The following is a 15,360-nucleotide window of genomic DNA, read 5'->3' as shown; positions in this document are numbered from 1 at the left end:
TGGACGCTTCACTTCTCCTGGTCTACTGTCCGGTAGTTTGCGACAGTTTTCTGAGCTGTCAGTCCTGTGGGGCTTGCGGCGAATGTGGCTACAAACTGTTGAAAATTATTGGCGTTAAGAACATGGCTAAAGCGAGCACGGTCAAAGAGCTGAACGTAGACAGACCGGGGTCTTCCGCTGCCCTCCCGCCTCCCGCGCAGGCTGAGCCGCCGTTCCGATTTTCAGGTCACCAAACGTTTCCGTTACGGATCACCTGGATTCCTAAAGCCGTCGCGGAAATAACTGCCGGTCACGATCCGTTGACCGATATCGACGAAGGAATCACTCAACTCGGGCTTGGCAAAAATATGGTTGAGGCGCTGCGATGCTGGATGGAAGCGTTTCAGATCGCAAAGAAAACCGAGAAAGGGTGGGCGCTCACGCCCATCGGATCGTTGGTTTTTGACCCCGCGGATGGTTTCGACCCGTACCATGAGGACGTTTCAACTTCGTGGCTCCTCCACTGGCTGATCAGCACGAACACGGAATCCCCGTTCTTCGCATGGGAATGCCTTTTCAACCGGTGGCCAGCGACCGAATTTAGCGCTTCGCAGGTCGTCGATGCGTTCCAGAAAGAGACGAGCAAGACGCCGAGACCCGCATCCATTGTGACGGTTCGGCAGCACTGGGAGGTTTTCCTGCACAGCTACCGTCGCCCACCCGCAGATAAGGGCGAAGATCATCTGGACAGCGCGATGTCTGTTCTCCGACTCATCCAGGAATTTGGAGAGCGGCCCAATGCGAGCGGAAAGTGGGAAAAGCTCTATTCCTTTGATCTCAGTCGCAAACAGGCGATTCCTGAACAGCTGTTTGCCTTTTTCCTGCACGACTGGTGGAACCGGAACTTCCCCAATGAACGGACCACGCCCCTGCGCGAGATAGTCATGGGCGAGCATAGTCCCGGCCGGATGCTGAAAATGCAAGAATCGGAAATCATTCAGCGCGTGATAGACTTGGCCGCGCGACAGCCCAAAGTATTCCAAATCGTCGAGTCGACGAACCTGCGCCAGCTCCACCGGCTTCAGCGGAGTGACGGATTAAGCGACTTGAAAGCCGCGTACCGAGCCCCAAGGTTCATATGAGCGCCATGCCCAAAAGCTCATCGTCTGAGCACAAAACGGCGATGGACCATCTGCTCCAGATTCGCCCACGATTCATGCGGTCTGTTCACCTGGAGCGCGACCTCAGTGACCCGTCGTCATCTCAGGGATACATTCTCACGCCCGTAGCGAAAAACGCGCTAACCCGGATCTGCGCAAGCTTCTACAGCAATTCGACACAGCGGGCTTTCCGAATCGCCGGTGATTACGGCTCGGGTAAAAGCGCCTTTGGCCTCGCGATGGCGCGCGTCGCGGCAGGTTACACAAACGTGTTGCCCAAGGAGTTGCGTGCGTTTTGCGGGCGAAATCGGATGCGGCCCCATCTTGCAACTGGGGATCACGAGCCATTGGGCGTTACAGTTCTCCGTGCCCTGGGTATTCGAACGCCCCGTGGTTCAAGGCCTTCGACAAACGAAGTGCTGTCGAGGATGAGTAAGGCAGTCGAAGCGGCGCGAAGCAAAGGCTTCAAGGGTGTGCTGCTCGTCCTGGATGAACTGGGCAAGAATCTCGAATTTGCGGCCCAGAACCCGGAAGCCGACGATATTTTCCTGCTGCAACGCCTCGCTGAGGAAGCCGCCCGCAGCGGCGGACTGCCTTTTGTCGTTGTCGTGATGCTGCATCAAAGCGTTGCGGCTTACGCGTCCGGGCTGGATACGACAGCTCGCCGCGAATGGGACAAGGTTGCCGGGCGGTTCGAGGAAATCGTCTATGCGCAACCCCTGGAACAGCTCGTCACATTGGTTTCCGCGACACTGAACGTTCGTCAGGAGTTCCTTCCCAGGACAACTGCGGAGGAAGCCAGGAAAGCGATGGTTGTGGCCGTCCGTGCCGGCGTTTACGGCTCCGCCGCAGCCTCCAGTTTGGGCCAGTTTGGCCCGAAAATCTTTCCGTTTCACCCGACCGTCCTGCCGGTGCTTGTCCGGGCTATGCGCAAGTTCGGACAGAACGAGCGCTCGCTGTTCAGCTTCATGTCGGCATTCGAACCGATGGGACTGCAGCAGCACATTCAGTCGACCGGCCCACGACTTGAGCCCTACCGTCTCCATCATCTATTTGAGTATGTCCGGCAAAACCTGCTGCCCGCAATAAATGCAAGCAACTCGCATATTCATTGGAGTTTTGTCGACGCGTTATTGTCGGGCACACCGCTCACTAATCATGAGGAAGAGAACGTCTTCAGAACCGTGGCTCTGCTGACGCTACTGGATAGCCCCGACCTTCCTGCTACGGCCGAGTTTGTGCACCTTGCCCTGGATGATGGCGGGAACCACCGCGAAGTGTCGAAAGCCATCGCCGAAATGAAGAGCCGGGGGCTGCTCTACGAACGAGGCTCCACCAAGGCACTCTATCTCTGGCCTCACACATCCGTTAATCTTGACGAGGCTTTCGCCCGTGGGGAGTTGGCGACGCGCAATAGCGGAGACAGTATCGATGTTCTTTGCAAACAATTGCCGCCTGAGCAGATTGTTCCCCGGGGGCACTACTTCCGATCCGGCACCTTGCGCTATGGAGAAGTCAGGTTCGTCGCGGCAAAGGCACTCACGCACCTGCTCGACAATCAGCCGGTGCTGAGCGGAAAAGGTGCGGACATCCATCTGCGAGTAGTCTTGCCAGCAAGTCAACCCCAGTTTCGTGAAGCTGACAAGCTTCTTCGCGATCGCCAGCGGGATCTGGCGGACGGGCTATTCATCGCTATCGCGCAACCACCCACAAACAGTCTCGCGGCCCTGTCTGACCTCATCACGTGGCAATGGGTGCAGGCGAATACCCCTGCCCTGGCGGGAGCGCAATCCCGATTTCGACAGCCTGCTGACGCGGTATATACGCGGAGACATGAACGATGAGGAAGAGACAAGACTCTTCCTTGCCGAATTGGGCTCCGAGAGACGGAGGGTGTTCATTCAGGCGTCGTCGGCACAGTTTCAGACCTACGCATTGTGGAAGACCTCGGTCTTTCATCACGCGCGCGAGTTTCTGGATGAAATCGCAGCTCCCATTCAAGCTGGGAGAGCCCCTGCCCGGCTCCACCTCCGCAAGATCGCGTCTGGACTGAATCGCATCTGGACAGGCATGCTTCTGGCGGAGCACGCGAACGAGATATACCTGACGACGGGGCTCGACCTGACAACGGCTGCCATAAGCGATATTTACCTTACCCAGATAGAACTGGATGCGGAGCACCCAGGGTTGGAAATAGTCGGCAAAGACTCCAGTAGCGTTCCGGCGGCGGTGCTCCATGCGAACGGCAGGGAATTCCGATTCGACCTCACCCTGCCCCGCTTTGAATTTCTATGTCGCGTCGCCGACGGTGCCATGCCGTCGAGCTTTTCGCGGGAATCATGTACGGACTTCATGTCCCTTAAGCAGCGGTGCCTTCGTGATTTGAATCTCAGAGCCAGCACTCGATCATTGCACCTCATCGACGTGCAGGGCAACGGGACAATCCAAAGGCTTCCCATACATTTGGTCGAACAATGATTTCTCCCGAAAACACAGAACCGTACTACGGCTCGAAAGACCGCAACGAGGCGTGGATCGCAGAGGCCATCTGGGGACACCGCCTGGAACGCCAGCCGTTTTCCGCGCTGTTGCTTGAGTTTTTGGGTATGGCTGAAGGCATGTATCGCCAAGGAAGGTTATTGGAGGCGACGCGCCCGGGGGATAATCCCGAATATGTTGCCAGCAGGTGCCTCCAGCTTCGAAATCTGCTTTTTAACAATCCGAGGATGGAGGAGATCCTGCGCAACGCCCAGGGCAGTAACGAAGAGGGTTGGGCAGTCTGGCTGCAGGTGATGAAGGATACGGCATCCCTCGGAGAACGTCTCGCGGCTGATTTCTCCTATCTTCGGGGGCGATTCGACACGTTTGCCGAACTGGTTAGCGTCGTGCGGCTGCTTCGCCGGATAACCGTCGACCCAGGCAGTGAGCGCGGCTGGACTACTCAGTTTCTCTATCCCATCGGGCCGGCCGCGCTCTATGAGGCAATTCTGGAAAAAGGCGATGGCTTCGAACGCACCCGCCGGGTCTTTACGAGAACAGGCGAAATCGCCTACCTCATGCTGACGCGCGCCTCAGAGCCACTGCGAGCTAAGATCCGACAGCGGCTGGCACCGTCCTTCGAGGCAAATACGTCGCGCGATCGCCTTGTGATGCGGCTCATCTCCTCCCCCGAACCGGATCGCGGGGAAATGAAGGGCGGGACTTATCTGCCCTATAAAACTCATCCGGCGTTCGATCGGATGGCTGAGGATGTAGCGGCAGTCTTGAGTCTGAACCTACCAGACCAGGATGCATTCCAGTATGTGCAGCCGCTGCTGGGGTTTCACCTGTACCTCTATGGCATCGAGACGGCGTTTGCGTGGCTGGGCAATCAAGGGCTGCCGCCAATCATCTGCGAGATCCTGGCACCGCGAAGCGATCTCGTCAGGAAAGCTGCCGTGGGGTCTTATCTTCACAACGACGGCATAGGTGAGCTGGCGGTACGCAAGTTCGTCGACTTGAACGTCTTCTCAGATCCACAACTGAAGAATATACTCCAGGACGGCACACTGGACGACGTGGCGAAGACGGATTATCTCGCAGAACACCTGGCCCGAAGCGTTTCGCTGAAGAAAAGGCCGGATACGGCCGACCCGCGCAAGATGACCGAGTTGTTCTATGCCTTCGCCCGGAAACTGTACCGGGGTGGTACTGCCGACGGCCTCACCGGCCTTGCCACCGGTTGCGGTCTCGTTTCCAAACGCGGCACAAACCGCTACCGTTATGCTCCCACCGACGAATTACTAAGGGCTCTGGTTCTGGCGAACGTCAGTGCGCCGACGGAAGAGAGTGCATTCTTGCGCCACCTCCATCGCCGTTATCGCATCAGCATTGGTCCGACAGAGGCAAAGAACGAGGTGCTTAGCTATCAGTTCGATGAGACGGACTTCAAGAAAAACAGGGACCGGTTCGGCCAGCATCTCGTAGGAATGGGCTTGGCCCAGCGCAAGAGCGACGCCTGTACCTACGTCATCAATCCTATGGAGTCGGCTGCATGAGCATTAGTCCCCCGGATGCCCTCGTAGGCGCGGTAGCGCTGGAATTCATCTTGCTCAAGCTCAAGCCGCAGATGGAGGACGATCCCGATTTCAGGGGGGCATTCCATGTGCTCTCCGGCTTTTCCGCCGAACAGTTGGCCGGATTCATCGAAGCTACGGCCGCCGCGGGTTCGCGCGCTTCGCGCCTATCCATTCAGTTTCCTGAGTTCGAGCTACGACCGTTCGGAGTGGATGCGCGGTACACCACATCCGATTCCTCCGTAAACGTTCGCAACCGCGAGCGTAACGGGTCTGTGACGCTCACAGCCGAGGTTGAAGCGGATGCCGAGGCTTCACTTGCCGATAGTGATCGGACCGACGCCTCCGATCTCAAAGATAAGAATATCGCCCACATCTGGGTGGATTTTGTAGCGAACAGAGTGGGGATCAATCTCCTTCCGGAGGACCGCCGGAAGGCTGAGGCAATGGTCAAGGGGTTGTTTGAGACGGGACGTTGTCCCACCTCTAAGGCTGGCGAATTTCTCACAGCGGCACTTCTGAACTTCAAGAGCGGGGAACCCCTCATACGGGCAGCCGGGAAAGCGCTTCCGATTATCGGCCTTCCCTTATTTGAAGATTGCTTCAGTTCCTTGAACGAATCGAAGATGGTGCAAGCGTCGCAATGGGCAGCCAAATTCAGGTCTCATTACGCATTGGAGTGCTATCTCGACAAGCGCGGTCTGTCGCAGGAGATGCTCGACCCGGAAGTGCTGCGCAAACGTCTCGCGCTGCTTCGGTCGGACGAACAGAAGCCACCGCTGCAGGACGACCTGCTGAACGCGTTTCAGGATTACATCGACTCGGACGGGGCTCGTAACCCTTCCACCGAGCGGCTGCTGTTCACGTTTGACTGGAACTACACAACCCACTGTTTTGACAAGGCCAAGAAGTCTACCTCCAAGGACTTCGCGGAACGCACGAGGAGTGCGCTTGAGAATGAAGGCATCGTTCCGAGCGACGACGACATGCTTGTCATTCAGGCGCTGTCTAAAGTCGCACGCAAGGCGGGATCGGCGCCTGACGAATTCCGTGAGTTCTTCGAAAGGCGCGCAGAGCAGCTCGAAACCGATGTCAGCCTCTTTCTGGAATGGGAGGAGTTCGTTCATGGCAGGCGCGTGGAATGCACGGATATCTTCCAGGGAATTTTTGAGTGCCTGCATCGGTGCATTCGAGGGCTGTCACCTAACGAACCTGCTTATGTCGTCCTGGAAGGAAAGCAGCAGGCGAAGCCAAACAGCTTCATCGACATGAGTCAGCGGGCATGCGAATATTTTGAACGCGCCTACGGTTCGCTTGAGGCGAGCACAAAAAATAAAATCCAGTTTAAACAAACCCTTATCTGCAACTACTCTCAGGCAGTTCTGCCAAAGATCAAGGACAAGCCGAAGTTCAAGGGTGCAAGCAAAACCGGGCGCGCCACCACGCTCAATTTCCTTGTTTCCATCTTCCAGAAGAACCGGGGAGGCAGCGAGCGGAAAGTCGCGGCCCTTTCCTTGACATGGCGCTTTCCCGTGGCGTCCGTTCTCGCGCAGGAAGTGGCGGATTTCGATGCAATCGCCCGCTATCATGCCCATCGCGGAACTGCGCTGGTGGGGTGCGTGGCGGAATATGAAGCAGTCGGCCGAAAGGGTACTCCTGTATCGTTGTCCCTCCAAAACGTCGAAGGCTTCGCCGACGTAGCCAGAGGCGGCGGGCGTGGAGCGTTCGTTCCTGCTCAGGACCGTATCGAGTCGTTGACCGCCACGTGGCGGCAGACCCTCTCGAACGCGCAAACGCAGCAATGGCTCCCACCGGCTGACATATCGGAGCTTTCAGATGCGTTTAGCGGGTTCGAATCTGCATATAACACCGCCCTGCTCTCCCTCCGCAAGTCGGTGCTTGCCTCGGAGAACGTCACCGGCGCAGCGGCGGCGTACCGATCCCTTCTTCTGAAGATCAATCTCCTAAGGCACCAGGATGCCCGCCGGCAGTTTCTTCGGATCGTGATGCGCGTGGGACTTGCGCAGGTTCCACGTTCGGGCCGGCGCCCCCCAATGGCGGTGATTTGCCCCTGGCATCCCTTGAGGATGGAAGCGTCCGCTGCGCGCCAGCAACAGGTGCTGGGTCTCGTCGAGCAGCTGCTCGGCAAAGATCGCCCTCCCTTTTCCGATGGCACCAGTGGTGCCCTCTTTTTCCGCGAAGTGGAGCAGCTTCTCAGTCATCCCCTCTACCCCGAGATGTCAGTGGTGTGGGAAGGCACGCAAGCGATGCCCCGCATCGTAACGCAGGCCTTTGATGGCTACACCCTTCACCAACCGCCCGAACCTGCAAGCGACGCAGCCATGCCGTCGCTGGACGACGAATCAAAGCCCGCGGCTGCGACGATCGAGCGCGAGATGATTGAGTATCTCAGGCTCCAGCCGCATGAACGGGACAATTTCTCTATCCTTTTGTACAACTGCGATTCTCCGGATCTGCCGACGGCGGTGGTGGAGACCATTAACCGTATCAACGCGAAGCGTGAGGATAACAAGATAACCTGCCAGGTGCTGTTGATGCACCGCGACGAAGTTCACTTGCGTCAGATTTATCGCGATCTCGTGGCGCGGGGTGTCGATGCCGAGGCCGATCCGACCGAAGGATCAGGCGATTTTCTCGCCAAAGTTCGCGTCAATATCACCGCAGCAAACCGCCTTCGCCGGGAAGGCCGATCGCAACCCGTGGATATTGCCTATTGCCGGGATCTTATTTCGCGGGAATCCAAACCGGCCTGGGAATGGCTGCCGCGTGAGACGGCGGAGCCGGTCGATCTGCAACCGCACCAGTGGAGCAGGCGCCTACCGGTAAGCGAAGGCGACCGGAAAGTGCGATTGCAGCTCACCTGCCCGGCTCAGACGGAAGCGGGTTGGGCCTATCTTTACTCCGTGGCCGCGCTGTGCGCCCACGGGGCCGACGATGCCTGGGCCATCGGCAAGTGCCCGGTTCTCATGCGCTCCCTGGATTTTGACGACTTAAGTGTGGATCGCATTTTCCGTGAAACTCATGAATTGGCAACCTGGGTCGTTAACCAGGATGAACTCCTCGACCGGAAGCTGCTTGAAGCGCGCCAGGTGAAGGTCATTCGGTACGTCCAGTCTGCGACGCACGGGCGCAATCTCATCATCTCCTCCTCGGCCCGCGAGACCCTGCTAGTCAATACGCTGAAGGAAAAGCTGAGGCTGCTGCTGGCGTCCGATACGCCGGATCACGTTATCGAAACGCTATGGCAGCATTTCATTCGCGACGCCAACAAGGTGTCTGGCGGGCTTGTCCTGAGAGCCGCCCGGCGAGCGAACAATACCAACGAGCTGCTCGGCATGGTTCTCTCGCGATACCTGGTTCAGTCGGAGATCGGCGTGGAACGGCCAATTGCGTGGTGCTTTCTGGATGATTACAGCGAGTGGCTGGGCAAGAAGGAGGGAGCCAACATTGCGGATCTGCTCGTGCTTGCCCCCACGGTGCGCGACGACGGGACGATGCATCTGGACATCATCGTGACCGAAGCGAAGTTCGTCACGCACGACGGGATGGGCGGAGCGGCAAGCACGTCCGCCAAACAACTCATCGATACGCTGTCGCAGATGACGGAGGCGATGGATGGAGACATAAAAACGATCGATCAGGACATCTGGCTTGCCCGCTTGTCGGATTTGGTGGCTTCTCAGACGGTCGTGGCGCCGGGTCGGCCGCAATTGGATTCTGTGGCATGGCGCCGCGCAATCCGGCAGCGTCAATGCTCGGTCAGCATTTGGGGGTACTCCCATATCTTCGTGCACGAGCCGCAAGATCTGACGGCGCAGGTGTCCACGGTGAAGGGAATCGCGAATACAAAGGGGACGACGAAGCTCGACGCTTTACAAGAAGTCTTCGGCCCAGGTCACGTCCGGGAATTGATTAATCACTATTTCGAATCGGCCTTCCAGGCTACGGCCGAACTTCGGCTACGCAACGGTCATCCGGCCTTCGGAAAATCAAAGCTCTATAGTCTTACGAGCAAGGGCGGGGTAAAAGCCGCCGCGCCCCAGGGCGAATCGACGCCCATCCTGGGCGACACGAACCGGGAACGCGAGTCTGAACCGGTCATAGAGCGGCCCATGACTCCCGAACCCAATGCCGGCGACGAGCCGACTCGCGGCTCGGCCGCCGCACCAAGCGCCGTCCCCGACAGCGTCGACGACCTGTCTCCGGTGGAAGCGTACCTTCAGGAGCAATCTGCTTTGCACCATAGCTCCGAAGAAGCGGGTCAAGCGTGGCTCGCAGGCATTACTACTCAAGTGCGTCAATCCCTCATAAGCCGCGGGCTGCCGGCGCGGTTGATCGATGGAACTCCGCCTATCCTTACTCCGAATTCAGGCATTATCAAGCTCCAGGGCTCCAAGGATCTCACTGTTCAGGCCGTTGAATCCCGCGCGGATGAGATATATACATCGGAAGGGATCAAAATCATTCACGCCACCCCCGAATCCGGCAGGGTGTCCATTGCTGTTGAGCGGCCCAATCGCCAGATACTGCATACGGAGCCGGTCTTGTTAGCATACATGCGCAGTTACCGCCAGCACGGAATGGGAGAGAAACTATGCGTGGGCACACGCGAAGAGGACGGCCAGGCCCTGTTGCTCGATCCGCTCAATCAGCCGCACACGCTAATCGCGGGAATCACCGGAAGCGGGAAGTCGGTTCTAATGCAGAACCTAATTCTGAGCATCGCCGCTACGCGCACCCCCTCCGAGGCGCACATTTACCTGATAGATCCCAAATTCGGCGTGGACTACCGTCCACTGGACGAATTACCTCACGTGGAAGTAGGATCGGGAGGGATTATTGACGATCCGCATGCCGCGGTAAAAGTGCTTGAGGGACTGGTAGACGAGATGAACCGGCGGTATGAACTGTTCAAGGCCTCCAAGGTGCCCAACGTCCATGCCTATCGACGCAGTACCGGCCAACAGTTGCCTATACTGTGGATCGTCCACGATGAATTCGCCGATTGGATGCAAACTGACCACTATCGCGATGCGGTCCCCAACATCGTCGGGCGGCTGAGCGTGAAGGCCCGGGCCGCGGGCATCTTCCTGCTCTTTGCGGCCCAGCGGCCTGACAAGGATGTTATGCCCATGCAGCTTCGCTCTCAGCTCGGCAACCGCTTGATCCTCAAGGTCGACAATGCTGCTACCGCCGAGATTGCAATGGGAAGCAAGAATTCCGGCGCGGAAAGGCTGCTCGGACGAGGGCACATGCTGGCGAAGACCGGGGATACACCCGAAGCCGTCTTTGCCCAGGTTCCGTTCATCGACATAGAACGCACGATTCCACAATTGGTGCGCCTGATCCGCGTTGAGCACGGGCGGCCGGCGGATGTGCCCCGATGATCTACTTCGACAATAATTCGACCACGCGGGTCTTTGAGAGCACCGTCGATGCTATGCGTCCGTTCCTGACCGAACGCTTTGCGAATCCGGCGTCAGCTATTGCCCAGTTCGACGGAATTGCGCAAACCATCCAGAACGAAAAGGCGCGCCTGTGCAAGTCATTAAGTGCGGACAGCGGAAGCCAGTTCGTTACTACCTCGGGTGCCACCGAGAGCAACAATCTGGCCCTTTTTGGCGCGGCGCGGGCCAATCGTCAGAAACGGCATATAGTTATCTCCTCGATAGAGCATCCGTCCGTGATGGAGGTTTGTGAGGTGCTTCGGGCTGACGGTTGGCGAATCAGCACCGTGCAGGTAACTCCCGACGGGATTGTGAGTGAGCAGGCGCTCGTGGATGCCTTGTCGGCCGAGACGCTGCTGGTCTCGGTCATGATGGCGAACAATGAAACCGGCGTACTTCAGCCACTGAAAGCGCTGTCAGGAGTCGTGAAACGGCATGATCCCTCGATCCTCTTTCACACGGATGCGACGCAGGCTGTCGGCAAGATTCCCATCGATCTGTCAGGCGACCTGGCAGACGTAGACCTGCTCTCCTTGTCGGCTCACAAATTTCATGGCCCCAAAGGCACGGGCGCGCTATTCGTGCGCGATTCCGACATGCTGACACCCATCCTGCATGGTGGAAGACAGCAGCTCGGGCTGCGCGCAGGGACGGAGAATCCTGCTGGCGTGGTGGGTATGATCGCCGCTCTGGTAACCCTGCTTGACGCTGAGCAGGCTATGACCGCAGTGGGACGGCTGCGGTCACGGCTTGAATCAGGGATTCTCGGGATCTGCCCCAACGCGTTTGTGCTTGGCGCTTCGGTAAGTCGCCTCCCGACCACCGTGAATGTCTGCCTGCCTGAGATTGATGCGGAGGAATTGGTGGATTGGATGGCGTCGAAAGACATCGCGATCTCAGCCGGATCAGCCTGTTCATATGGAGCCCGGAAGCCGTCCTATGTTGCGCTCGCTCACGGCCTGTCCTATGAGCAGGCTAAGAGTTGCGTGCGGGTAAGCCTTTCGGTCGAATCGACGGAGCAGGAAGTTGACCTCTTCCTTCAGGTGTTTACCGAGGTGGTGGCTGCTTCCGTTACCGCTCCGGCCCAGAAACTGGAAACTGCATAGATGGTTCGCTATGGAGAAGCTCCTGTCACGAATCGCGTTCTGGCCGACTTCAGGGCAAGGAAAGAAGGTATTTTTCCATTCAAACTGTATCCCCGACTGTGGGACACCAAGGAATTAAACTCTTACTATAAAGGCCGCAAATGGTACGTCGTCCCGTTTACGGACCCTGCTCCTGTCTTGCCGGACAAGCCGGGCATTTACATGTTCGTGGCCGGACCCTATTGCGGCGGGCTGACAGATCACTCCTACATTTTTTATGTAGGCAAAGCCACGAGCCTCAAAAAACGTTACCCAAAATACCTGGCCGAAAAAGCAGGGCGCGGAACAAATCCCCGCGAGCACGTCGTGTTATTTCTCAATCATTTTGATGGCTACCTTCAATTCCACTACACATTGGTACCCAAAGAAGAGCTGAAACGGGCGGAAGCCCTTTTGAAAGACAACCTGACCCCCTATGGCAACACGCAACTCGAACTCAAAGGGAGACTCACCGCATGAAAACAACGTATTTCCCCTGTGTTCGGGGCACTATGGGCGACTGGACTTACTACGTAACCGTTATGGGAGTGGGCGATTTAGTGCGGTACGTCCGCTTTGCTGAAGAACTGTCGCCAAATCCGGACCTCGACAGTATGATTCAGCGCGAGCTCACGAATCGTGCCAAGGACATAGCTGACTACCTTAGTATGAACGAGCAACGGTTCTTTGGTTCGCTGATCATCGCCGCACTCGATGGCCAGCCGAGGTTTAGGCCGATTGCGTTCGACGAATCACTCCTAGCCGGTGAAAGCCGAGTTGGCGTTTTACAATTCGACGGCACGGAGCAATATTACGCGCTCGATGGACAGCATCGCCTCGCGGCATTCCAGATCGAACTCAAAAGAGAACCAGAGCGTTACAAAGACGATCAGGTCTCAACGATTGTCATCTGTCATAACGACGATAAGGAAGGCCGCAGTCGCGCGCGACGTCTCTTTACGACTGTAAATCGGTACGCGAAGAAAACCTCTCCCGCAACGCACACTGCTATGAGTGAAGACGATGGCGTGGCACTCGTTACCCGTCGGCTGATTCGCGAGCACGAGCTTTTCAAGCAGAGAATAAAGGTGAAGGTTAGTGGGCGGGACGGAAAGCAGAAGCTCGCCACGGGCAATGCCATGTCCGCCACTTCTGCAGCCGACCGTCCTTACCTGATGGCCATTGAGACCTTCCGTAAGTGCAACAAGGATCTCTTGCCGTCCCATCTTATTGCGGAGTTCAAGAAGGAGCAACAAATTCCGAGCTTCGAGAGCCTTGAAGAAGCGTTCTCTTCTCTCTCGGATTCTTGGGACAAGATGATCAAAGCGGTAGATCCCTGGAAGGAGCTCTTGAAACCACAGGCGACCGTTGAGGACTACCGCACAGTCGCGGGCGGGCATATTCTGGTGCGGCCCATTGGGATCACGGCTTTCGTGGGCGCGATGGCCACTGCACCCGGCAATATGACAATTAAGCATATCAAGGCGGTGGTAGAAAACTTTCAGGATCTGAACGGCGCTCCGTGGAAGGGTGTGCTGTGGAATTCCGCCACCAAGAAAATGACGGTTACGGTCGAAGCGGAAAAGCTGGCTCGCCGTTTATGGAGGCATTTGCTGGGACTAGGCGAAGATAGAACAAAGCTGACTCAGGACTGGCGCGCGATGGTCGAGCCCGGCAGTGTGGCTACTCATCTCAAGCTGCCTGACCCTCCAAAGAAAACCGCATAGTGTTGTACACGCGTCTCAGGTCAGAGTCCGACGCGGGGACTGGCCGCATCGAGCAACGCCGATGCCGCGTGTTTGAATGTGCCTACCCTCGCCTGTACTCCTGATGGTGAACCGCCTGCGGTGGATCTTCGGGAAAAAAGATATGCAGCCAGCGCATGAGTCCAAACTACTAATAGACTCAGCCGCCCGCCCGTGTTTCACGGGATAGTCGAGAAAGGGTGTCCCTTTCTTGGGAAGCGAAAGCCCTGGTATGGGCTTGAGCTTCCAGATGAGAGTCCTCGAATTTGTCTGCTGCGTAAAAATTCAAGTTCTCTTAAGTTCAGATTCAGGGATAAAAACAATTTGCGAATCAGTGAGTTAGGGTGGCGAGATGTGACTAAACGGGCGACTATCAAGGACTAAACGGGCGGACAATTGCGACTAAATGGGCAAGGAAATACGACAAAGCGGGCGGCAGAGGCTTTAGGCCGCGCGGAAAATGCGACCAAATGGGCGGGACAGCACGGTCTGCGCTTTAAAAAAGATGTGATTAACCGGGCGGATGAGGGTTGTGTTTTTTGAAAAACCGGCTATGAGTGCTTGCGCTAAGGGGGTAGGTCGCAAAAGTGGAGCGGACATTTTTCGGTATGGAGCCTCGCAAATGCGACCAAGTGGGCGGACTCGACGTTCTCCGTTGGCCGTGACCATAGCCGTTGGCAGTCTCAATGTGACTAAATGGGCGGACTTCCTAAAGTCGGGTATCGCGCAGATGCTGAATTCGCAGTAAATGCGACAAAGCGGGCGGCTTTTCGAGAGCGGATTGAGGAGCGTCCCACAATGCGACAAAACGGGCGGATGCAAGTCGCTGGTATTTCACGAAACGACTTGCCTATTAGGACGCGTCGCATTATAGGTCAGCAGGATGAGTCTGACCGTCAATCAATTTACCAACATTAATGGGTTTCCCAAAGCAGCCGAGCTGATTGAGATCACCGGCGCCCATGCCCTTGAGGCTTCGGACCGCGCAATATTTAATCAGCTGCTACAAATCGCACACGATAGCGACAAGCTCGTAGAACCTGACGCGGAGTGGGAAATTACGTTGAGCTCTCTTCGTCGTGCTTCCTCCAAACATGAAAGCAACGACCGCGTCAGGGAAAGTCTCAGGCGGCTGCGGCGCACCGAAGTCAAGGTGACGTATCTCTCAGCGCGCACGGGCAAGCAACGTGTGATGGAAACACACCTCCTTGAGTTTACCGACACCGATGAAGAGGAATCGAGCGACGCAACAGTGCAATTCGGGATACCAAAGCGGCTCCGCGTCGTGCTTGCAAAATCGAACCGCTGGGGACGCATCCGCTGCGAGATCGCCTACGCGATGACAAGCAAGTACGCGATTGCGCTATATGAGTTGGTGTGTCTTCGCGCGAACCGGGAACACTGCATCGAGGTTCTGTCGTATGAGCAATTCCGGGATTTGCTCGGCGTGCCGCCTGGCACATATGAGCGCGGGCTGGATTTGCAGCGGAAAGTTGTGGCCCCTGCCCTCCTTGAAGTAAACGGTCTTTCGGATTTGGGAGTGAATATCGACTTGCGCCGCCGGCACGCGCGCGCACCGATTCATGAGGTGGCGATTTCATGGTGGAGAAAATCTGGGGACGAATATCGGGCAGCTCTGAATGAGCGGAATAGGAGCAAGGTGGGGCGCATGGCGCGGTTGCGCGGACAGGTCGAGACGGCAGAGGCTCTACCGGAGTTGCTCCCCCTACCCTTGCAGGACAAGATTGATAAGACCGTTGAAGCGATGCGAGCGTCGGGCGCTCCTGAGGCAGACATTGAGGCTTTCATCAAGGAACAGGCAGCGTAAC

The 15,360-nt window shown here is 57.1% G+C and carries 9 protein-coding genes; all 9 read left to right on the top strand.

The genetic code is table 11. The features are described 5' to 3' along the window. The first annotated feature begins 98 nt into the window (after positions 1-98). Complete coding sequence (locus LAO20_13250; protein ID MBZ5532391.1) at positions 99-1,121, top strand: DUF4007 family protein; 1,023 nt, start codon at positions 99-101, stop codon at positions 1,119-1,121. Then, positions 1,118-2,983, top strand: coding sequence for a hypothetical protein (locus LAO20_13245; protein ID MBZ5532390.1), 1,866 nt, complete (start codon positions 1,118-1,120; stop codon positions 2,981-2,983). The genes LAO20_13250 and LAO20_13245 overlap by 4 nt, the downstream gene beginning before the upstream one ends. Beyond that, positions 2,973-3,617 (top strand): hypothetical protein, encoded by a 645-nt coding sequence (locus LAO20_13240; GenBank protein MBZ5532389.1) that lies wholly within the window; start codon positions 2,973-2,975, stop codon positions 3,615-3,617. Before LAO20_13245 ends, LAO20_13240 begins: the two co-directional genes overlap by 11 nt. After that, positions 3,614-5,176 (top strand): hypothetical protein, encoded by a 1,563-nt coding sequence (locus LAO20_13235; GenBank protein MBZ5532388.1) that lies wholly within the window; start codon positions 3,614-3,616, stop codon positions 5,174-5,176. Before LAO20_13240 ends, LAO20_13235 begins: the two co-directional genes overlap by 4 nt. Continuing rightward, complete coding sequence (locus LAO20_13230) at positions 5,173-10,602, top strand: hypothetical protein (protein MBZ5532387.1); 5,430 nt, start codon at positions 5,173-5,175, stop codon at positions 10,600-10,602. The genes LAO20_13235 and LAO20_13230 overlap by 4 nt, the downstream gene beginning before the upstream one ends. After that, positions 10,599-11,768 carry a cysteine desulfurase gene (locus LAO20_13225; protein ID MBZ5532386.1) on the top strand — a complete coding sequence of 390 codons (1,170 nt, stop codon included), beginning with the start codon at positions 10,599-10,601 and terminating at the stop codon, positions 11,766-11,768. The genes LAO20_13230 and LAO20_13225 overlap by 4 nt, the downstream gene beginning before the upstream one ends. After that, positions 11,769-12,266: a GIY-YIG nuclease family protein gene (locus LAO20_13220; protein MBZ5532385.1), complete on the top strand. Its 498-nt coding sequence runs from the start codon at positions 11,769-11,771 to the stop codon at positions 12,264-12,266. Then, complete coding sequence (locus LAO20_13215) at positions 12,263-13,513, top strand: DGQHR domain-containing protein (GenBank protein MBZ5532384.1); 1,251 nt, start codon at positions 12,263-12,265, stop codon at positions 13,511-13,513. Before LAO20_13220 ends, LAO20_13215 begins: the two co-directional genes overlap by 4 nt. Before the next feature lie 901 nt (positions 13,514-14,414). Then, a complete protein-coding gene (locus LAO20_13210) occupies positions 14,415-15,359 on the top strand; it encodes a replication initiation protein (protein ID MBZ5532383.1) in 945 nt (314 codons plus the stop codon). The last annotated feature ends 1 nt before the right edge of the window (position 15,360 follow it).

The organism is Terriglobia bacterium (assembly GCA_020072815.1).
Classification (GTDB): domain Bacteria; phylum Acidobacteriota; class Terriglobia; order Terriglobales; family Acidobacteriaceae; genus Angelobacter.
This window is presented reverse-complemented; position numbering and strand designations above follow the sequence as displayed.